22 protein-coding genes are annotated in these 18,321 nt (G+C 72.5%); 8 read left to right on the top strand and 14 right to left on the bottom strand.

Annotated features, from left to right (window positions below):
- The first annotated feature begins 286 nt into the window (after positions 1 to 286).
- Entirely contained in the window at positions 287 to 1,570 is a 1,284-nt protein-coding gene (gene serS / locus A8711_RS18325; protein WP_043329159.1) for a serine--tRNA ligase, read from the top strand.
- On the opposite strand, the gene A8711_RS18320 is transcribed toward serS, so the two are convergent.
- The 4 genes from A8711_RS18320 to A8711_RS18305 are packed head-to-tail and all read right to left on the bottom strand — an operon-like array spanning position 1,557 to position 6,319.
- Entirely contained in the window at positions 1,557 to 2,501 is a 945-nt protein-coding gene (locus A8711_RS18320; RefSeq protein WP_069088907.1) for a cytochrome c biogenesis CcdA family protein, read from the bottom strand. The genes serS and A8711_RS18320 overlap by 14 nt on opposite strands.
- On the bottom strand, positions 2,498 to 3,082 hold the full coding sequence (locus tag A8711_RS18315; protein WP_069088906.1) for a redoxin family protein: 585 nt from the start codon (positions 3,080 to 3,082) through the stop codon (positions 2,498 to 2,500). The genes A8711_RS18320 and A8711_RS18315 overlap by 4 nt, the downstream gene beginning before the upstream one ends.
- 16 nt (positions 3,083 to 3,098) lie before the next feature.
- A complete protein-coding gene (locus tag A8711_RS18310) occupies positions 3,099 to 4,568 on the bottom strand; it encodes an NADH-quinone oxidoreductase subunit NuoF family protein (protein ID WP_064448215.1) in 1,470 nt (489 codons plus the stop codon).
- Complete coding sequence (locus tag A8711_RS18305) at positions 4,565 to 6,319, bottom strand: hypothetical protein (protein WP_233607678.1); 1,755 nt, start codon at positions 6,317 to 6,319, stop codon at positions 4,565 to 4,567. The genes A8711_RS18310 and A8711_RS18305 overlap by 4 nt, the downstream gene beginning before the upstream one ends.
- Before the next feature lie 239 nt (positions 6,320 to 6,558).
- Here A8711_RS18305 and A8711_RS18300 point away from each other — a divergent pair, with 239 nt between their 5' ends.
- Positions 6,559 to 8,004: an alpha-amylase family protein gene (locus tag A8711_RS18300; protein WP_069088904.1), complete on the top strand. Its 1,446-nt coding sequence runs from the start codon at positions 6,559 to 6,561 to the stop codon at positions 8,002 to 8,004.
- 73 nt (positions 8,005 to 8,077) lie between these two features.
- On the top strand, positions 8,078 to 8,968 hold the full coding sequence (locus A8711_RS18295; RefSeq protein ID WP_069088903.1) for a L,D-transpeptidase: 891 nt from the start codon (positions 8,078 to 8,080) through the stop codon (positions 8,966 to 8,968).
- Positions 8,969 to 8,974: 6 nt separating this feature from the next.
- Here the strand turns inward: A8711_RS18295 and A8711_RS18290 are convergent, their stop codons facing one another.
- The 5 genes from A8711_RS18290 to A8711_RS18270 all read right to left on the bottom strand — a co-directional run bounded on the left by A8711_RS18290 (position 8,975) and on the right by A8711_RS18270 (position 13,322).
- Complete coding sequence (locus tag A8711_RS18290) at positions 8,975 to 9,595, bottom strand: response regulator (protein WP_043329150.1); 621 nt, start codon at positions 9,593 to 9,595, stop codon at positions 8,975 to 8,977.
- Complete coding sequence (locus A8711_RS18285) at positions 9,592 to 10,749, bottom strand: sensor histidine kinase (protein WP_043331038.1); 1,158 nt, start codon at positions 10,747 to 10,749, stop codon at positions 9,592 to 9,594. The genes A8711_RS18290 and A8711_RS18285 overlap by 4 nt, the downstream gene beginning before the upstream one ends.
- Before the next feature lie 21 nt (positions 10,750 to 10,770).
- Positions 10,771 to 11,568 (bottom strand): ABC transporter permease, encoded by a 798-nt coding sequence (locus A8711_RS18280; RefSeq protein ID WP_069088902.1) that lies wholly within the window; start codon positions 11,566 to 11,568, stop codon positions 10,771 to 10,773.
- 16 nt (positions 11,569 to 11,584) lie between these two features.
- Positions 11,585 to 12,469 (bottom strand): ABC transporter ATP-binding protein, encoded by an 885-nt coding sequence (locus A8711_RS18275; protein WP_069088901.1) that lies wholly within the window; start codon positions 12,467 to 12,469, stop codon positions 11,585 to 11,587.
- A gap of 109 nt (positions 12,470 to 12,578) precedes the next feature.
- Complete coding sequence (locus A8711_RS18270) at positions 12,579 to 13,322, bottom strand: SDR family NAD(P)-dependent oxidoreductase (RefSeq protein WP_069088900.1); 744 nt, start codon at positions 13,320 to 13,322, stop codon at positions 12,579 to 12,581.
- Between the two features lie 137 nt (positions 13,323 to 13,459).
- On the opposite strand from A8711_RS18270, the gene A8711_RS18265 reads away from it, so the two are divergent.
- The 3 genes from A8711_RS18265 (at position 13,460) to A8711_RS18255 (ending at position 15,009) form a co-directional block, all read left to right on the top strand.
- Complete coding sequence (locus tag A8711_RS18265; RefSeq protein ID WP_069088899.1) at positions 13,460 to 14,311, top strand: alpha/beta hydrolase; 852 nt, start codon at positions 13,460 to 13,462, stop codon at positions 14,309 to 14,311.
- 72 nt (positions 14,312 to 14,383) lie between these two features.
- Positions 14,384 to 14,593: a type II toxin-antitoxin system VapB family antitoxin gene (locus tag A8711_RS18260; protein ID WP_069088898.1), complete on the top strand. Its 210-nt coding sequence runs from the start codon at positions 14,384 to 14,386 to the stop codon at positions 14,591 to 14,593.
- Entirely contained in the window at positions 14,590 to 15,009 is a 420-nt protein-coding gene (locus tag A8711_RS18255) for a PIN domain nuclease (RefSeq protein WP_069088897.1), read from the top strand. The genes A8711_RS18260 and A8711_RS18255 overlap by 4 nt, the downstream gene beginning before the upstream one ends.
- Positions 15,010 to 15,022: 13 nt before the next feature.
- On the opposite strand, the gene A8711_RS18250 is transcribed toward A8711_RS18255, so the two are convergent.
- The 4 genes from A8711_RS18250 to A8711_RS18235 all read right to left on the bottom strand — a co-directional run bounded on the left by A8711_RS18250 (position 15,023) and on the right by A8711_RS18235 (position 16,345).
- On the bottom strand, positions 15,023 to 15,433 hold the full coding sequence (locus A8711_RS18250) for a type II toxin-antitoxin system VapC family toxin (RefSeq protein ID WP_069088896.1): 411 nt from the start codon (positions 15,431 to 15,433) through the stop codon (positions 15,023 to 15,025).
- Complete coding sequence (locus tag A8711_RS18245; RefSeq protein WP_121685563.1) at positions 15,430 to 15,714, bottom strand: hypothetical protein; 285 nt, start codon at positions 15,712 to 15,714, stop codon at positions 15,430 to 15,432. Before A8711_RS18245 ends, A8711_RS18250 begins: the two co-directional genes overlap by 4 nt.
- Before the next feature lie 65 nt (positions 15,715 to 15,779).
- Positions 15,780 to 16,034 (bottom strand): hypothetical protein, encoded by a 255-nt coding sequence (locus A8711_RS18240; RefSeq protein WP_069088895.1) that lies wholly within the window; start codon positions 16,032 to 16,034, stop codon positions 15,780 to 15,782.
- Positions 16,031 to 16,345, bottom strand: coding sequence for a DivIVA domain-containing protein (locus tag A8711_RS18235; protein ID WP_043329134.1), 315 nt, complete (start codon positions 16,343 to 16,345; stop codon positions 16,031 to 16,033). The genes A8711_RS18240 and A8711_RS18235 overlap by 4 nt, the downstream gene beginning before the upstream one ends.
- A 270-nt stretch (positions 16,346 to 16,615) precedes the next feature.
- Between A8711_RS18235 and A8711_RS18230 the strand changes: the two genes are divergently transcribed.
- Both A8711_RS18230 and A8711_RS18225 read left to right on the top strand, forming a co-directional pair.
- Positions 16,616 to 17,452 (top strand): helix-turn-helix transcriptional regulator, encoded by an 837-nt coding sequence (locus A8711_RS18230; protein ID WP_069088894.1) that lies wholly within the window; start codon positions 16,616 to 16,618, stop codon positions 17,450 to 17,452.
- Between the two features lie 37 nt (positions 17,453 to 17,489).
- A complete protein-coding gene (locus A8711_RS18225) occupies positions 17,490 to 17,672 on the top strand; it encodes a DUF397 domain-containing protein (RefSeq protein WP_104113057.1) in 183 nt (60 codons plus the stop codon).
- 31 nt (positions 17,673 to 17,703) lie between these two features.
- Here the strand turns inward: A8711_RS18225 and A8711_RS18220 are convergent, their stop codons facing one another.
- Positions 17,704 to 18,318: a DUF6082 family protein gene (locus A8711_RS18220; RefSeq protein ID WP_069088893.1), complete on the bottom strand. Its 615-nt coding sequence runs from the start codon at positions 18,316 to 18,318 to the stop codon at positions 17,704 to 17,706.
- Between the last annotated feature and the right edge of the window lie 3 nt (positions 18,319 to 18,321).

The raw sequence follows: 18,321 nt of genomic DNA, 5'->3' as shown, positions 1-18,321 counted from the left end.
CGCGTCGGTGGCTGCAGAGCAAAGTCGCCGAAGGGGCACACCCGCCCGAAGGCGAATCCGTCAGATTGACCAGGTCAGCACGCCCACCAGCGGACGCGGGTCGGAGCGGGCACCAGCACACCGTCACGGACTGTGAGCACACCCCTCCGACAGCACCACCGTCACGCGCCGTCACCGAAACGGGCCCCGTGGCGGCGGGCTGTGCGGGCCGGGCCGGGGCGACGGGGGCGCGACGGTAGCATCTGGAGGTCCCACCTGACTGCCTGGACGGAGGCGTACGAGCAGCATGCTCGACATGGAGTTGATCCGGAAGGATCGCGAGGCGGTGGCGACCGCGCTGGCGAAGCGTCTGGATCCCGCCGAGGTCACCCGGACGCTGGACGACATCCAGCGGCTCGACCAGGAACGACGCGCCCTGATCACGGAGATCGACGCCGAGCGGCAGCGCCGCAAGGCCGAGGCGCGGGCGTACGCGGAGGCGAAACGGTCCGGCGGCACGCCGCAGCCGGTCGCCCCGGAGGCCGAGCGCAAGCAGCTCGCGGAGCTGGAGTCCCAGCTCGACGAGGTGCAGTCCCGGCTCCGCGCGGTGATGAGCGAGCTGCCGAACCTGCCCGCCGACGACGTGGTCGCCGGGGGCAAGGAGGCCAACCGGGTGGTGCGGACGTTCGGCGAGGCGCCGGCCATCGAGAAGGTACGCGACCACGTGGAGCTGAGCCGCGCGCTCGGCCTGGTCGACCACGAGCGGGGCGTGAAGCTCGGCGGCTCGGGCTTCTGGATGTACACCGGTCTGGGCGCCCGGCTGGAGTGGGCGCTGGTGAACTGGCTGATCGAGCAGAACATCCAGGCCGGCTACGAGTTCCTGCTCCCGCCGCACCTGCTGCTGGACAGCGCCGGCTACGCGGCCGGGCAGTTCCCGAAGTTCCACGACGACGTCTACCACATCGACAAGCAGTCGTCCTCGCGCGGCCAGTTCCTGCTGCCCACGGCGGAGACGGCGATCCTCGGCGCGTACCAGGACGAGATCCTGGAGACGCCAAAGCTGCCGCTGAAGGCGTTCGCGTACACGCCGTGCTACCGGCGCGAGGCGGCCGGGTCGCACTCCGACGAGCGCGGCACTGTGCGCGGCCACCAGTTCAACAAGGTGGAGATCTTCCAGTTCACGCTGCCGGAGCAGGCGGGCGCGGCGCTGGAGGCGATGGTCGGGCACGTCGAGGGCCTGGTCGGCAAGCTCGGTCTGCACTTCCAGACCAGCCTGCTGGCCGCCGGTGACGCCAGCGCCTCGATGAAGAAGACGCTCGACGTCGAGGTGTGGATGCCGAGCACCGGCAAGTACAAGGAGGTGTCGTCGGTCTCGTGGGCCGGTGACTACCAGGCGCGCCGGGCGGCGATCCGCTACCGCGAGCCGGGCGCGAAGCAGACCCGTTTCGTGCACACGCTCAACGGCTCGGCGCTGGCCACCAGCCGCCTGTTCCCGGCCATCCTGGAGCAGCACCAGCAGCCCGACGGCTCGGTGGTGGTCCCGGAGGTCCTGCGCGACAAGCTCGGCACCGACCGCCTCACCCCGCGCTGACCCGCTCCCCCGCCGCCGCCGTCCCCGTCCCTTCCCCGCGATCTTGCACTTCCGGCCCGCGAGAAGTCCGCTTCACCCCTTCCGCCCGGGCCCCAACCGCAAGATCGCGGGAAAGGGGGCGGCGGCGGGTGAGGAGCACGGCGGCCAGGAGCAGGGCCGCGAGGACGGCGGGGCCCAGAGTGTCGACGGCCTTCACCAGGGTCTGCTGGAGCTGGGCGGCGGCGCGGATCACCGGGTCGGTGAAGGCGTCGTACCGGCCCTGGGCGAGGCGCACCTCGTACCAGCCGTACCAGCCGACGTAGCCGCCCGCGACCACGAGCACCAGGCCGCTCAGACGCGGCGCCCAGGCGCCCGCGCCGCGTAGTCGCGCCACGACCCGGCCGCGCAGCAGCGCCACGGCGAGCGCGGCCACCCCGACCACGAGCGCCATGCCCAGCGCGTACGCGCCGAACAGCGCCAGCCCGCGCAGCGGCGACCCGGCCCGCATGCTGGTCACCACGATCGCCAGGAACGGCGCTATCGCGCAGCTCAGCGACGTGAGCGCGTACGCCGCGCCGAACAGCACCATGGACGGCCAGGTGCGGGTGAGCCGGGGCGCGACGCGCAGCGGGCGCGGGGCGGGCAGCCGCTTGCCGGCGAGCAGCCAGCACCCGGCCAGCGCCAGCAGCACGCCGAGCGTCACCGTCAGCCACGGCAGCCGAGGGCGCAACCAGTCGGCGGCCGGTGCCACGGCCAGCCCGAACGCGCCGAACACCAGCACGTACCCGAGCGTGAGCGCGGCCGTCGCGGTGAGCGCGCGGCCGACCGCGCCGCGCCCGCCGTCGGGCCCGGCGACGAGCAGTGACAGGTACGCGGGCAGCATCGCGAAGCCGCACGGGTTGACCGCGCCGAGCATGCCCGCGGTCAGGGCGAGCAGCAGCGCGCCGGTCATCCCCGGGCCAGCGTCTCGACCTGCCGGGTGAGCGCCTCACCGTCCAGGAATCCCTGGTGGACGACCCGGCCGGTCCGGTCCAGGACGACGAACGTGCTCTGCTCGGTCACCTTGAAACGGCGCCACAGCGCGCCGTTGCGGTCGTCGATCTGGGTCGTGTCGCCCAGGTCGAACTCGGTGACGAAGTCCTTCATCGCCTTCTGCTCGCCGAGCCCGGCGACGCCGACGATCGGGACCGTGTCCCGGTAGGCGGGGGCGATCTCGGCGACCGTCCACGCCTGGCTGGCGCAGGTGGCGCACCAGGGCGCCCAGAACCAGAGCAGCACCGGCCGCCCGGCCAGGGCGGCGGCGGAGAACGCCGTACCGTCGAGGGTCTTGCCGGTGAACGTCAGCGTGGCCGGCACCGCGGCCGGTGGCGCGGACGTCGGCCCGCCCGGCGTCGCGGCGGGGGACGCGACGTCCGGGGGCGCGGCGGCGGGGGCCGCGGGTGCCACCGCCCCGGCCTCGGGCCCGGCCGCGCAGCCGGTGGCGAGCGTGGCTGCGAGTACGACGGCGGCGGTCACACGAACGGCGGTACGCATCGGCGGCTCCTGGGTTCTACTCGGCCCGGACCAGGCGAAGCGCGAGTTCGGGACAGACCTTTACCGCCTTGAGCGCGCCTTCGCGCAGCCACGTCGGCACCGGGGTGGGCGGGAACGCCGGGTAGCCGTTGCCGTCGAGCCGGATGAAGTCCGGCACCACGTGCGCGCAGAGCCCGTGGCCGTCGCAGCGGGACCAGTCGAGCGTGAGCTTCTGCGGGTTGGCGTCGGGCGCGCCGGGCAGGCCCATCATGCCCTTGACCCGCTTGCCGCAGCCCTCGCCGGTGGCGTGCAGCCGCAGGTCGTCGGCGAACACCTCCATGGCGGACAGCGCGAACCGGGCGGTGCCGTCCGGGTGGCTGCACGCGCCGCGTCCCTTGACGTCGCCGGCCGCGGCGCGGACCAGCTCGACCGGGGCGCTGCCGGAGACCGCGAGGTCGACCGAGCGGGCCAGGTCGGGCAGGCCCATCTTGCACGGGCCGCACTGCCCGGCGGACTCACCGGCCAGGTACCGCACGACCTGGGCGGCCTCGCCGAGCGGGCAGGTGTCGGCGCCGAGCGGCACGATGATGCCGGCGCCGAGCGTGCCGCCGACGGCGGTGAGCCCCTTGCGGGACACCTCGGCCCGGTCCGCCGCCGCCGCGGTGATCCACTTGCCGTGGTAGCCGCCCATCAGGATGCCGGGGCCGGGCGGCACCTCGCACAGGTCGAGGATCTCGCGCAGCGGGGTGCCCGCGGCGCACTCCACCACGGCGGGCCGCTTCGCCGACCCGGTGACGGTGAGCAGCACGGTGCCGGGCTCGTCGTCGGTGCCGAGCGCGGCGTACTCGTACGGGCCGATCCGGGCGGCGACGGCGAGCTGGGAGTACGTCTCGGCGTTCGACAGCAGGGTGGGCAGCCCGCCGACGCCGGAGTCGCTGGAGCGCTTCTTGGTGCCGGGCGGGATGTGCGGCAGGCCGTTGATGCCGTTGACGAGCGCGCCGCCCTCGCCGGAGATGAACCGGTGCGGCACCGTGACGATCGTGGTGGGCACCGGCATCCGGCGTTCCTTCAGCGCCTCGGCCAGCGAGGGCCGGCCCACGTCGTCGTCGGCGACGCCGATGACGATCTCCTCCGCGTCCAGCGCGAACGCGGCCAGCGCGGCGCCGTCCAGGATCAGGTGCGGGGCGCGGGTGAGCAGCACCTTGTCCTTCCAGCTCGCCGGTTCCCCCTCGGTGGCGTTGACGACGACCACGGCGGAGAGGTCCTGCCGCTCGCAGGACTCCAGCACCGCGCGCAGCTTGCGGGCGAACGGGAAGCCCGCGCCGCCCTTGCCCTTGAGGTCGATGGCTTCGGCGAGCCGCAGCAGCGCCGCCGGTTCCATCGGGCCGATCGGGCCGTGCACCTCCTCGTGGGCGAGCAGGTCGAGCCGGCCGAACTCGGCGAACCCGGCGGTCAGGCGGGGCTCGCCGACGCAGGCGACCGGTGGGACCGTGGTCTGCCGCGTCACCGGGCCTCACCCCGCAGCCCGGCCCAGTACGCCCCGTCGACCGCGTCCGCGTCGGCCCGCTTGCGACGGCCGGACCGGCTGTCCTTGCCGGCCCGCATGGCGCGACGGGAGGCGAGGTCGACGAGCGTCGGGGTGTCGTCCACGAACGCCTCGTCGGCGTCGTAGCGGGCCGGCGGGCGCCAGTAGTCCGGCTCCTCCGGCACGTCCTCCTCGTCCCGGTAGCGCCGGCCGGATCCGCTGAGCGGCTGCGCCGACATCGGGCTGCCGGAGATCGGCCCGGCCGAGATCGGCTCACCGGAGACCGGGCGGGTCTCCCAGCGGCGCGGGCTGTCCCACGGCTCCTCCGGCTCGCTGCCGGCACGCGGCGGCGCGGAGTAGCGGGCCACCTCGGCCGGGGTGGCGTACCGGCTGCTGTCCGGCGGGGCGGAGTGGCGGCCCCCGGTGTCCGGGGGCGCGGAGTGGCGGCCACCGCTCTCCGGCGGGGCCGAGTAGCGGGCGGCGACGTCCTCGTCGGCCCGGGAGCGGCGACCGACCCGTTCCTCGTCGGTCCGGGACCGGCGGCTCACCCGCTCCTCGTCGGTGCGGGACCGGCGGCCCGCCGGCTCCTCCTCGGACCGGCGACGACGGCGGGAGCGTTCACTGTCGGACCGGCGTGCCGGCACCAGTTCCTCGTCCCGGTCGAAGAGGACCGGCTCGCGCTCCTCCTCGCGTACCCGGGTGGCGACCCGCTCCTCGTCGCGGCGGCGGGCGGACGCGCGGACCGGTTCGCGCAGCGACCCGGGTTCCGGCACCACGGGTACGGCGAACCGCTCGGGGTCGCGCCGCCGGGCGGTGCCGGCCGGCGCGGTCCAGGTGGCGGTGGCCTCGGCCCAGCGGCCCCGGCCGGCGCCGCTGTCCTCCTTGGCGGTGTCCTTCTTGCGGGTGAGCACGGCGAACACGCCGGTCCGCTCCTCGGCCTTGCCGGCCATGGCCTTGTTGAGCGCGGCGGCCTGGTGCTGTTCCCGGCTGCGCTTGCCCAGGTGGACGGAGAGCCGCACCATCAGCGCCAGCACCACGGCCAGCACGCAGGCGAGGTAGCTGAGCAGCACCCAGGTCGCCGCGGGCCGGCCGGCGTTGAGGCCGTGCACCAGCGCGAACGGCCAGGACACGTACGCCATCGAGTGCAGCGCCCGCCAGAACCACTTGGGACCGACGCCGGCGAACCGGACCCGGACGATTCCAGTCCAGAGCACGCCCACCATCAGCAGCGCGGCGACGGTGCCCAGTCCGACGTAGAGGCCGGCGCCGCCGATGAACGGCACCACCGCGTCGGTGGGACCGGCCCGGCCGATGGCCACCTTGGTGATGACGTGGAAGACCAGTCCGGCCACGCCGAGCACGCCGGTGGCGCGGTGCGCGGACTGGAGCAGCACGCGGTGCCGGATGAGCAGCACGAGGCGATCGGTGGCGAGCAGGCCCAGCATGACGGTGATGCTGAGCGCGACCAGGGCGACCACCCCGGCGAAGAACTCGGTGAAGAAGAATCCGTACGAGTACATGAGCCCGCCGGCGCCGGCCAGCTCCACTCCGGCCCACGCGAGGCCGAGTGCGGAAGCGGTCAGCGCCGCGATCGCGGACTTCGACATGGTCCGGGCACCACGGCTGCTGGTGGTGGTCCGGACGGTCGTCGTCTTCTCGTTCTGCTGTGCCCGGGCCATCTGCTCCTCGATCGTCTCGCGGCGGCGCCCCCACCGGCCGACCCTGCTCCCCACTCAGGTACGGAGCGACGGCGCGGACGGATCACCTCCGGTGGCGAATTTCTCGGCCGGTTTTTCGAACCGTCCGGTCCGGACGCGCGTGTAGCGCCTGACGCAACGACGAATGCCCATACGTTGACAGTCCTTGCAACATTCTCGTAACCTTGCCGCAAAATTTCAGCGCGGGCTGCAAGAAGCCAGCACTGAGACAGGCTCCACTCCCCCGCATCCCCCGCACCCCCGCAGGAGTCCTGATGCATCGACGCCGATTCCGCGCCGCGGCGCTCGCCCTGGGCCTGGCCGCCAGCCTGCTCGTCCCGATCACGGCGGCGGCTCCCCCGGCCACCGCCGCCACCCCGGGCGCCAAGAAGGTCATCGTCCAGCTCTTCGAGTGGAACTGGACGTCGGTGGCCGCCGAGTGCACCAGCACGCTGGGCCCGAAGGGCTACGGCTACGTGCAGGTGTCCCCGCCCCAGGAGCACGTCAACAGCAGCCCGTGGTGGGTGTCGTACCAGCCGGTCAGCTACCGGATCGAGTCCCGCAAGGGCACCCGCGCGCAGTTCCAGTCCATGGTGAACACGTGCCACGCGGCGGGCGTGAAGGTGATCGTCGACGCCGTGGTCAACCACATGTCCGGGCAGGAGAACGGCGGCACCGGCTGGGCCGGCTCGTCGTACGGCCACTACAACTATCCCGGCATCTACTCGGCGCAGGACTTCCACTACTGCGGGCGCAACGGCAACAACGACATCGCCAACTACAACGACCGGTACGAGGTGCAGAACTGCGAGCTGGTCAACCTCGCCGACCTCAAGACCGAGTCGGAGTACGTGCGCGGCCGGCTCGCCGCGTACCTCAACGACCTGCTCTCCCTCGGCGTCGACGGGTTCCGCCTGGACGGCAGCAAGCACATGCCGGCCGCCGACATCGCCGCGATCAAGGCCAAGCTGAACCGCAGCGCGTACCTGGTGCAGGAGGTCATCTACGGCGCGGGCGAGCCGATCCAGCCGGCCGAGTACACCGGCAACGGTGACGTGCACGAGTTCCGGTACGGCAAGGACCTGGCCCGGATGTTCAACAACGAGCGGCTGGCGTACCTGAAGAACTTCGGTGAGTCCTGGGGCTACCTGTCGAGCGCGAAGGCGGTGGTCTTCACCGACAACCACGACACCCAGCGCGAGGGCGGCGTGCTCACCTACCGCGACCGCGGCACGTACGCGCTGGCCAACGCGTTCATGCTGGCCTGGCCGTACGGCACCCCGGCGGTGATGTCGAGCTTCACCTACAGCGGCCGGGACCAGGGCCCGCCCGCCGACGGCAGCAACCGGATCACCAACGTCACCTGCTACTCGGGCTGGGAGTGCGAGCACCGCTGGCCGGTCATCGCCAACATGGTCGGCTTCCGCAACGCCACCGAGGGCGCCGGGGTCTCCAACTGGTACGACAACGGCTACCAGCACATCGCGTTCAGCCGTACCGGCAAGGGCTACCTGACGATCAACGACGAGGGCAGCGCGGTGAACGGCCGCTCGTACTACACCGGGTTGCCGGCCGGCCGCTACTGCGACGTCGTCCACGGCACGTTCAGCAACGGCTCGTGCAGCGGTCCGGTGATCACGGTGGACTCGTCCGGCTGGTTCGCCGCGAACGTCCCCGCGCACGACGCGATCGCCATCCACATCGGCGCGAAGCTCAGCTGAGCCACCCGGGCCGCGAAGCCCCCGTACCCGTAGTACCGGGTACGGGGGCTTCCGGTCGGTTACAGTCAGTTTCGTGCTGTTCGACCGGTTTGCCGCGCGCCGACCTCCCGGTTGGCTGATCGCCGCGCTCGCCGTACCGCTGCTGCTCGTCACCGCGCTGCTGGTCGGCCGCGCGCTCACCGTCACGCCCGCGCGCCCGTCAACGCCGGTCGTCGCCGCGCCCACCACCACGACCGCCGCGCCGAGCCCGTCGCCGTACGAGTCGGTGCCGCCCGCCGCGCGCCCGCCGGACGACCTGCCGGTGATCACCTACGACCCGGCGCCGCGCGGCTTCCCGCCCGACCCGGACCCGGCCGACACCCGCCAGCTCGGCGAAGGGCTGCGCCCGAACCGCAACGTGGCCGCGTACGACGCGCCGGGCGGCCGTCCGCTGGCCTTCCTCGCGCCGACCATCAACGGCGTACGGCTCACCGTGCCGATCGTCGAACGCCGCTCCGGCTGGACCGCCGTGCTGCTCCCGTCGGCCAACCGCACCATCGCCTGGCTGCCCTCGGGCGGCTGGACCACGGTGGCGCTGCGCGACCAGATCGTGGTGGAACGGCGCACCCACCGCCTCACCTGGAGCCGGGACGGGCGCGCGATGCGCACCTGGCCGGTCAGCCTCGGCATGTCCGGGCAGCTCACGCCACTGGGCCGCACGTTCGTGCTGGGCCGCACCCCGCCCCCGGAGGCCGTCTACGGCGGCGTCGACATATTCGCCCTCGGCGCGATCCCGGACGACCCGGGTGCGGTGCCGACCGGGCTGCGCGGCGCCCACATCGGACTGCACAGCTGGTACAACGACGACACGCTCGGCAAGAACGTCACCAACGGCTGCATCCGGCTGACCCGCAGCGCCCAGCGCCTGCTGCTGACCGAGGTCGAGCCGGGCACCGCCTTCGTCGTGGTGGACCGCCTGCCCTGACCGGGCTCAGCCCAGCAGCCAGCCGTTGGCCTCGGCCACCCGCACCGCGTCGGCCCGGTTGCGGGCGCCGGTCTTGCCGATGGCTGCGGAAAGATGATTGCGTACGGTCCCCTCGGACAGGTGCAACGTCGCCGCCAGCTCCGCCACCGTGCCGCCGCCGCGCGCCGTACGCAGCACCTCGGTCTCCCGCTCGGTGAGCGGGCTCGGCCCGGTGGCGAGCGTCTCGGCGGCGAGCGCCGGGTCGACCACCCGCAGCCCGGCGTGCACCCGGCGGACCGCGTCGGCGAGCTGCCGGGCCGGGGTGTCCTTGACCACGAAGCCGTTCGCGCCCGCCTCCATCGCCCGGCGCAGGTAGCCGGGCCGCCCGAACGTGGTCACCACGAGCACCCGGCAGGACGGCAGCGCGGCCCGCAGCGCGGCGGTCGCGGCCACCCCGTCCAGGCCCGGCATCTCCACGTCGAGCAGCGCCACGTCCGGGCCGGTGCGCAGCGCCTCCGGCACCACCTCGTCGCCGCGGCTCACCTCGGCCACCACAGTCAGGTCCGGCTCCAGCGACAGCAGCGCTGCGAGCGCGCCCCGGACCAGCGCCTGGTCGTCGGCGAGCAGCAGCCTGATCGGCTCGGTCACGGGCGCGTCCCTCCGTCCGGATCCGCCGCGGGCACCGTCACCCGGAGCAGGAAGCCACGCCCGTCGTCCGGCCGCGCCACCGTCACCGTCACCGTCGCGTCCAGCCGCCGGGCCCGCTCCCGCAGCCCGGCCAGGCCGTGCCCGGCCGGGCCATGCTGGTCCGCCGGGCCCCGGCCGTCGTCGCGTACCTCCACCGCCGACGGTTCCACCCGGATGACGCAGTGGCGGGCGCCGCTGTGCCGCACCACGTTCGTCACCCCCTCGCGGACCGCCCAGCCGAACAGCTCGTCGCGGTCCGCCGGCAGCGGCGGCACCGACTCCGGCAGCTCCGCGACGACGCCCGCGGCGGTCAGCGCCGACCGCGCGCCGGCCAGTTCGGAGGCCAGATCCACCCCGCGGTACGCCCCGACGGTGCTCCGCACGTCCGCCAGCGCCTCCCGGGCCAGCCGCTCGATGTCGGCGACCTCGGTGGCGGCGCGGGCCGGGTCCAGCTCCAGCAGCCGGCCGGCCAGTTCGGCCTTGACCGCCACCACGGTGAGCGAGTGCCCGAGGATGTCGTGCAGGTCCCGGGCGGCGCGGGCGCGTTCCTCCGCCACCGCCAGCCGGCGGATCTCCTGCTGCGCGGCCTGGAGTTCGCCGTTGCGCTGGGCCAGCCGGCTCACCCCGAACATCGCGAACGAGGCGAGCAGCACCGCGAAGACGAGCGTGCTCTCGTGCTCCCAGCCGGGCACCAGACGCGCGGTCACCGGCGGCGCCGCCGCGGCCAGCACCACCACCACCAGCGCCTCTGCCGACGGCAGCAGGAACACCGCGGCTGCCCCGACGAAGACCAGTGTGGTCAGCCAGTCGCCGCCGGTGCCGGGGATCCCGGCCAGCCCGAGCGCGAGCAGCACGGCGATCAGCAGCCGGGCCCGGCCGGGCGGGACCGACAGGTTGCGCTGCCGCCGGGCGCGGGCCCACTCGAAGATCAGCACGTACGCCACGGCGAACGCGACGAGCGCGCCGATCCCGACCAGCCGCCGCCACAGTTGGGGCTGGTGCAGTGCGGTGCCGAGCGGGATGTTGAGGAAGAACAGCCAGACCGCCGCCAGCAGCCAGCCGGTGAACCGCCAGTGGCGGTTCACCGGCCGGGCCGGACCGGGCGGCGACGTCACGCCGACCACGCTAGACCCCGCTCAGACACGGGTGGTGTCCCGGCGGAACAGCCGGGCCGCGCCGAGGCCGAAGAACACGGTCCAGGCGGTCACGTTCGCCACCGCCGCCCAGTCCACCCCGGTGCCGGTCAGCGGCGCGCGGGCGAGCTGACCGACCCCGTACACCGGGGTGAACTTGGCGATCTGCCGCATCACGTCGGGCAGCAGCTCCAGCGGGACGAACAGGCCGCCCAGCATGGCCAGGATGGCCAGCGCCGGACCCATGAACTGCATGACGTTCTCGGCCGGGGCGAGGTAGCCGACGAACAGCCCGAGCGCGGCGAACACGAGCGCGCCGACCCAGGCGGTCAGGCCGGACTCGACCCAGACGTGGGCCGGCAGCCGGACTCCGGAGGCCGCGCCGACGGCGAACTCCACGAGTACGCCGAGCAGGCCGAGCACCATCGCGGTGGCGACCTTCGTCGCCACGTACGCGGCGGGGCGCAGCGGAGTGAGCCGCAGTTGCCGGCTCCAGCCCAGCGCGCGTTCGGTGGCGACGGCCGCACCGGCGCTGGTGGTGGCGACCATGGCCGCGTACACGGCCAGGCTGATCATGATCCAGCCGGTGACCGGCAGCCCGTTGTCCAGCTTCTCCCCGCGCGTGGGCAGCCCGAACAGCAGGAAGAACACGGCCGGCATGACCAGGATGAACAGCAGCGTACGGCGGTTGCGCAGCACCCGGCGTATCTCGATGGCGAGCACCGGCGCGCAGAACCCGCCGAGCATGGGCGGCCGGCGGTCGACGGCGCGGGCGGTGGTGGACGAGGTCGTGGCGGTCATGGCGAGGCTCCCCGGTTCAGGCGGTCAGGGTGAGGAAGGCGTCCTCGAGGTTGCGTGAGGTGATCTCCAGGTCCCGGGCGTCCGTGCGGGTCAGCAGGTGCCGGGCGACCACATCGGAGTCCCCGGTGTGCACGAGGACCGCGTCGCCGCGTACCTCGACCGAGCGGACGCCCGGCAGCGCGGCGAGTGCGGCCTGGTCGGCGCCGGGCAGCGTCGCCCGCACCACCCGCCCGGCGGCCAGGTTCTTGATCTCGGCGGTGGTGCCGTCGGCGACCACGCGGCCCTGGCGGATCAGCACGATCCGGTCCGCGTACGCGTCGGCTTCGTCCAGGTAGTGGGTGGCGAACAGGACGGTCCGGCCGGAGCGGGCGTCGGCCCGGATCGCCTGCCAGAAGTCGCGCCGGCCTTCGACGTCCATGCCGGTGGTCGGCTCGTCCAGCACCATCAGGTCCGGGTCGGGCAGCAGCGCGAGCGCGAACCGCAGGCGCTGCTGCTGCCCGCCCGAGCACTTGCCGACCGCCCGGTCGGCGATCCCGGCGATGCCGGCGCGCTCCAGCACCTCCGCCACCGGCCGGGTGTGGCCGTAGAAGTGCGCGGTCATCCGTACCGTCTCGGCGACGGTGAGGTCCTTGAGCAGGCCGCCGGTCTGCATCACGGCGGCGACCCGGCCGTGCCGGACGGCGTCGGCCGGCTCGCCGCCGAAGAGGCGGACCGTGCCGGCGTCCGGGCGGGCCAGCCCGAGCAGCATGTCGACTGTGGTGGTCTTGCCGGCGCCGTTGGGGCCGAGGAACGCCACCACCTCACCGGGGGCGATCCGCAGGTCGAGCCCGTCGACGGCGGTCACCGGGCCGAAGGTCTTGGTGAGTCCGGCCAGGTCCACGGCCGGTGCGGAATCGGTCATGTCCCGATGCTCCGGCGTGCGGTGTCCGGTTCCCCGGAGCGGCAGTCACCTTCCGGCCGTGACATTTGTCAGGCGGTCACGCCGCCGACGCCGGACGCTCTGGGGCCGATCAGGCCGTCGCGCCGCCGTCGATCGCGATCGACGCGCCGGTGACGTGCCGTCCGCCGGGGCCCACCAGGTGACTGACAGTCGCCGCCACGTCGTCCGGGGTCGCGTACCGGCCGAGGGCGATGTGCGACCGCTGCCCGTCCGCGCCCGCGCTGTCCGCCGGGTTCATGTCGGTGTCGGTCGAGCCGGGCAGGATCAGGTTGACGGTGATCCCACGCGGACCGAGTTCGCGGGCGAGCGCCCGGGTCAGCCCGTTCACGGCGCTCTTGGTCATCGCGTACGCGCTCACCCCCGGTGCCGGGACGCGGCTGGCGAAGCTGCTGCCGATGTTGACGATCCGCCCGCCCGCGCCCATGTGGCGTACCGCCGCCTGGGTGGCGAGGTAGACCCCGCGCACGTTCACCGCGATCGCCCGGTCCAGGGCGTCGAGGCTGACCGACTCGATCGGCCCACCCGCGAACACGCCGGCGTTGTTGACCAGGATGTCCAGCCGCCCCAACTCGGCGACGGTCCGGTCCACGGCGCCGACGACGGCCGTCGCGTCGGCGCTGTCCGCGTTGATCGCCAGGCCGGTCCGCCCGTACGCCTCGATCTCGGCCACCACGGACTTCGCGCTGTCCTGCGCGGTGCGGTAGGTGAACGCGACGTGGATGCCGTCCTCGGCCAGCCGGCGCACGACGGCGGCGCCGATTCCCCGGCTCCCGCCCGTCACCAGGGCGACCCTGTCGGCAAGTCTGACCGTCATGTCGTCATCCTGACAGTCGACTCAGGACGCTGATCATCCGGGTCAGCCGTCAATTCCTGTCCGGCCGGTCAGGCAGGATTGCCGGCGCCCAGTCCGGGTACGCGCGGGCCGTCCAGCGGCGAAACGGGGAGGCGGACATGAGCGCACCGACGGGACGGGTCGACACGATCGTGCTCATCCACGGGCTCTGGATGACCTCGCGGAGCTGGGAGCACTGGGCGCAGCGGTACGCCGCGCGCGGCTTCCAGGTGCTCACGCCCGCCTGGCCCGGGATGGACCGCGAGGTGGAGGATCTGCGGGCCGACCCGGCCCCGATCGCCGCGCAGCGCATCGCCGACATCGCCGACCACTACGCGGCGATCGTCAAGGGCCTGCCGCGCCCGCCGATCATCATGGGCCACTCGTTCGGCGGCCTGATCGCCCAGTTGCTGGCGGACCGCCGCCTCGGCGCCGCGGTGGTCGCCGTGCACCCCGCGCCGGTACGGGGTGTGCTCAAGCTGCCGCCCAGCACGCTGCGGTCCGGGTATTCGATCCTGCACAACCCGGCCAACCGGCACCGCGCCGTGCCGTTCACGCCGGAGGACTTCCGGTACGCCTTCGGCAACACCATCAGCCAGCAGGAGTCCGACGCCGCCTGGGAGCGGTACGCCGTACCGGGCGCCGGGCACGTGCTGTTCGAGGCCGCGTTCGCCAACCTGGACCCGAACTCCGCCACCGAGATCGACAAGAAGCGCAGCGACCGCGCCCCGCTGCTGATCACCGCGGGCGGCGAGGACCACGTGGTGCCCGCGACCTTGGCCAGCTCGATCGCCAACCTCTACCGGAGTTCGACGGCGCTCACCGGCTACCGGGAGTTCCCCGGCCGGTCGCACTTCGTCGGCGGCGAACCGGGCTGGGAGGAGGAGGCGGACTACGCGCTGGAGTGGGCGGTCGAGGCGGCGAACGAGTATTCCCCGACAGTGGTCGCCGAGGCCCCTCGACGGCGTTGACCGACGAAGATATCAAGATCAGCGAAAATTGATATCATCACCTCGTTCGAGTGCTCGGACGAGGAGGCGCACATGTCCCGGACCATCCTTGACGTCGACGACGACCTCCTGGCCGAGGCCGCCGAGATCCTCGGTACCGGCACCAAGAAGGCCACCGTCAACGCCGCGCTGCAGGAAGTGGTCAACCGGGAGAAGCGCCGGGAGTTCGCCGACTGGCTCAAGAGCGGCGGCCTGCCGGACCTCACCGACCCGCAGCAGGCGTCGGAGCCCGAAGCGGCATGACGCGGGAGCGCTACCTTCTCGACAAGTCGGCGCTCGCCAGGTGGCCGAAGCCCGCCGTGGCACCCGTCCTGGACGAGTTGTCCGAGCGCGGTCTGCTGGCGGTCTGCGGGGCGGTCGAGATCGAGGTGGTGCACAGCGCCCGCTCGGCCAAGGACGCGCAGCGCGCTCGATGGCTGCTTCGCGGCTTCGACTGGCTCGCCATGCCGGACGACATCTGGGATCGTGCGATCGACGTCCAGGTGCAGGCGCTGCACAAGGGCAACCACCGCGCGCTTTCGATGGCCGATCTGCTGATCGCCGCCACCGCCGAACGGCATGGCGTGACCGTTCTGCACTACGACGGCGACTTCGACCTGATCACCGCGATCACCGGCCAGCCGATGACGTGGGTCGTCCCGGCCGGAAAGGCCGACTGACCGACTACGGTCCTCATTCCCAGGAGTCGGAGATGTCGAGGACCTCGAGGTCGGGCGGGGCCGCCACCGCTACCGTCCCGACGTCCCGTGTGACCAGGTAGCACCGGTAGAGCACGGCGGTGGCGATCGCGTGGGCCACGTCGAGCGGCACCTTGCGGCTCGCCGCGATCCGGGCCACCCGCCGGCTGGTCGGACCGTCGTATACCGCGATCCGGATGTCCCGGTCCGTGTCGAGGAGCAGGTCGAGCAGATCGGCGGCCGGAGTACCCGCTACCTGAAGCTGCGCCTGCCCCAGGCAGAGCGCCGGGATCCACACCTCCTGCTCGGGATCCTCCTGCGCGAGGGTCAGCAGCGCACCCGGCTCGACGCTGTCCCCAGCGGCGTACGCGAGCAGTGCGGACGTGTCCAGGACGAGCCCGTTCACGCGGCAGCCGCCCCGTCACCGTCCCCGAACTGGCGTAGCCACTCCATGTTCCGATCGTGTTGCTCGTCGGTGATCGGCGGCTGTTGTGCCAGCCTCCGGCGAGCCCGCTCGACGTCCTCGTCGGTCACCACATAGCCGTGCTCAGCCCATCGGGCACGCAGACCGTCCGCTCGCATCTTCCGCCGGAGCACGTCGGCGATGAAGCCGGACGTCGTGCCCTGCGACCGCTCGACGTACTCGGCCACGTCGTCGGGCAGGCTGATCGTGATGCGCCGCGTCATACTCTCACCATAGCTCATGCATACTCCGCTTTCGGTGCGGCACGCGGTGCCGGTCGAGCGGGTGCTCATCGCGGCCGGAACCGCCGGGAGCACTCACCGTCGTGTCCGGGCCGGAGCAGACACCGCTGCCCACCGGGCAGCAACCGGTCGCAGAACACCCAGTGGCGGACGTTCTGGTCGTCCTCCGCCGAGACCGTGGTGCCGCCGGGCTCGGTCTGCGGCAGGACGTGCGACCAGTGCGCCACCACCCGGGCCAGCCGCTGAGCGGAGAGCAGGTCGTTGACGACGACCGGCAGGTGGATCACCCATCGCTCGGTCACCTGTCGTACCCCCGTTCGTTGCGGGCCCGGGCCTGCTCCGACTGCCAGCGACGCAGCGCGTTCTTGATCCGGTCTGTCTCCCGGCGGCTCTGCGCCAGCGCGTCGTAGACGACGGCCAGGTCACCGGCGACGCGGTCGAGGAACTCCCGCACCTCCTGCGGATCGAGCCCACGCCGGCCCAGCTGGGTCGTCCGGAAGCTCCGCTCACGGACCTGCCACGGACGCAAGGGCTGATAGGTGGACGACCGGTAGCAGGTCGATCCGAGGACCGACCGCCGGCGACGCCGGACACGCCGGAGGAAGACGCGCATGACAGGACCTGCCCCTCACCGTCGAGATCGAACTGTGGAAGGGCGGGCCCACCGGCCCGCCGCGCACCGGCGGACCCACCCCGGCACCTGCCACCGCAGCCTTCGACCAGCAGTACGTCAGCAGGGCACAACGCGTGGCCCAGGTCGACACCCGATGACCCAGCCGATCCGGCCACTCACTCATCGTGCAGTGGACCGCACCCTTTGCGCAACTCCCGATTCGGGATGATGTCATTGCGAAGCTCGTCCGCTTCCGCCACACTGACCGGCATGACTGGAAGCCCGACCGTCCGACGTCGACGCCTGGCCGCTGCCCTCCGTCGCCTCCGTGAGCAGACCGGCATGACCGCCGACCAGGCCGCCAAGGAGGTGGGGATCTCGAAGTCGGCGATCAGCCGCATCGAGAACGCCCAGGTGTCCGTCATGCCGCCGGTCGCCCGTGGACTTCTTGAGCTGTACGGGGTGGAAGGCGACGAGGTGGACGCACTCGTCCAGGTCGCCCGCGATGCCCGCAAGCGCGGCTGGTGGCAGGCGTACGACGACGTGCTGCCGGACTGGTTCGAGGTCTACGTCGGGCTGGAGGCCGAGGCGGCCGAGATCCGCACCTTCCAGCCGCAACTGATTCCGGGTCTACTCCAGACCGCCGACTACGCCCGCGCGGTCATCCGCGCCGAGCACCCGGACGCCCCGACCGACGAGGTGGACCGGCGGGTCGAGTTGCGCATGCGCCGTCAGGACACCGAAACTCCGCCGAAGCTCTGGSTGGTGCTGGACGAAGCCGCACTACGGCGCCCGGTCGGCGGCGCGGAGCTGTTCGCGGCGCAGTTGCGGCGACTGGCCGAGGAGGCGGACCGGCCCGGCCGCACCATCCAGATCCTGACCTTCGGCGCGGGCGAGTACGGGTCGATGGGCAGCGCCTTCAGCGTGCTGACCTTCCCCGAGCCGGCCGATCCGGGGGTCGTCTACGTCGAGACCCGCGCGGGTAGCCTCTATCTCGAAGGCCAACAGGTGAGGGAGTACAGCCGCGTCTTCGAGCACCTGGTCGCCACGGCGGCCGGCGCCCGGGAGTCGCGCGACCTCATCCTGGGGGCGATCGACGAGCTATGAGAGGACGGCGCGGGTGGAAGAGGCCAACCAGGCGACGATGACCTGGCGCAAGAGCACCCGTAGCAACGGTTCCGGCGACTGCGTCGAGGTCGCCGACAACCTGCCCGGCGTGGTCGGGCTACGCGACAGCAAGGACCCGCGAGGTCCTATCCTCGCCTTCGACCCGGCAGCCTGGTCGACCTTCGTCGCGGGCGTCAAGCACGAGACGTTCCGGAACTGAACGCGGCAGGCATCGCCTGCGCACCCTGACCCTACGATCCAACGCCCGAAGCCTCCGTGCTTCGTAGCTTCGCCAGGGCGCGCAGGTACTCGTCCTCTACAATCCGGTCGAACGCTGCTGGCTGCGCCCCCGCGTGCACGACCTTCCGCGTAAGCCGCGCCTGCTCCCAGAACCTCAAGCCGATCTCGGTGGCGAAGATGTCAGCCGCCAGCAGTCCTCGCAACTGGCTCTCAGGCATCCCGCCCAGTTGCCAGGTCGTGGCCCAGAAGTTGAGGATCAGATTGATGTAGGCCCGCTGCCTCCGCCGTTCAGGGGCAGGGTCCTGGGTCAGCGACCCCCAGCACTCCATCAGCACGGCATCATCTATGGCCATCTTGAGCAACAAGGCGTGCTGGTCACGTTGCGCGTATTCCAATGCGATGCGGGCCTGCCTGTTTTGACTGATGGTGGTGGCGACCACACCCACGAGAGCCAGCGCGGACAGAAGCATGGAGACCGAGCCGTAGGCTTGGCCGATATTCGCCAAGCGCTCCCAGTCGGTACTCGGATCGAAGGCGTAGTCGATCAGGGGCGGGGAGAGCAGCAGCGCAAGCCCTCCCAAGAAGACCAACAACGCCCAGACGGCTACGCCGCGAACACTCCTCATCTA

Source organism: Micromonospora sp. II (assembly GCF_001709195.1).
GTDB classification, from domain to species: domain Bacteria; phylum Actinomycetota; class Actinomycetes; order Mycobacteriales; family Micromonosporaceae; genus Micromonospora; species Micromonospora chalcea.
Note: the sequence above shows the minus strand (reverse complement) of the source record. Positions and strands in the feature narration are given on the sequence as shown.

What these genes read in the sequence shown, in the direction of transcription:
- serS (WP_043329159.1), top strand. Translation starts at nt 287, where the DNA reads ATGCTCGACATGGAGTTGATCCGGAAGGATCGCGAGGCGGTGGCGACC.
- A8711_RS18320 (WP_069088907.1), bottom strand. Translation starts at nt 2,501, where the DNA reads ATGACCGGCGCGCTGCTGCTCGCCCTGACCGCGGGCATGCTCGGCGCG.
- A8711_RS18315 (WP_069088906.1), bottom strand. Translation starts at nt 3,082, where the DNA reads ATGCGTACCGCCGTTCGTGTGACCGCCGCCGTCGTACTCGCAGCCACG.
- A8711_RS18300 (WP_069088904.1), top strand. Translation starts at nt 6,559, where the DNA reads ATGCATCGACGCCGATTCCGCGCCGCGGCGCTCGCCCTGGGCCTGGCC.
- A8711_RS18280 (WP_069088902.1), bottom strand. Translation starts at nt 11,568, where the DNA reads ATGACCGCCACGACCTCGTCCACCACCGCCCGCGCCGTCGACCGCCGG.
- A8711_RS18275 (WP_069088901.1), bottom strand. Translation starts at nt 12,469, where the DNA reads ATGACCGATTCCGCACCGGCCGTGGACCTGGCCGGACTCACCAAGACC.
- A8711_RS18270 (WP_069088900.1), bottom strand. Translation starts at nt 13,322, where the DNA reads ATGACGGTCAGACTTGCCGACAGGGTCGCCCTGGTGACGGGCGGGAGC.
- A8711_RS18265 (WP_069088899.1), top strand. Translation starts at nt 13,460, where the DNA reads ATGAGCGCACCGACGGGACGGGTCGACACGATCGTGCTCATCCACGGG.
- A8711_RS18260 (WP_069088898.1), top strand. Translation starts at nt 14,384, where the DNA reads ATGTCCCGGACCATCCTTGACGTCGACGACGACCTCCTGGCCGAGGCC.
- A8711_RS18255 (WP_069088897.1), top strand. Translation starts at nt 14,590, where the DNA reads ATGACGCGGGAGCGCTACCTTCTCGACAAGTCGGCGCTCGCCAGGTGG.
- A8711_RS18245 (WP_121685563.1), bottom strand. Translation starts at nt 15,714, where the DNA reads ATGACGCGGCGCATCACGATCAGCCTGCCCGACGACGTGGCCGAGTAC.
- A8711_RS18235 (WP_043329134.1), bottom strand. Translation starts at nt 16,345, where the DNA reads ATGCGCGTCTTCCTCCGGCGTGTCCGGCGTCGCCGGCGGTCGGTCCTC.
- A8711_RS18225 (WP_104113057.1), top strand. Translation starts at nt 17,490, where the DNA reads ATGACCTGGCGCAAGAGCACCCGTAGCAACGGTTCCGGCGACTGCGTC.
- A8711_RS18220 (WP_069088893.1), bottom strand. Translation starts at nt 18,318, where the DNA reads ATGAGGAGTGTTCGCGGCGTAGCCGTCTGGGCGTTGTTGGTCTTCTTG.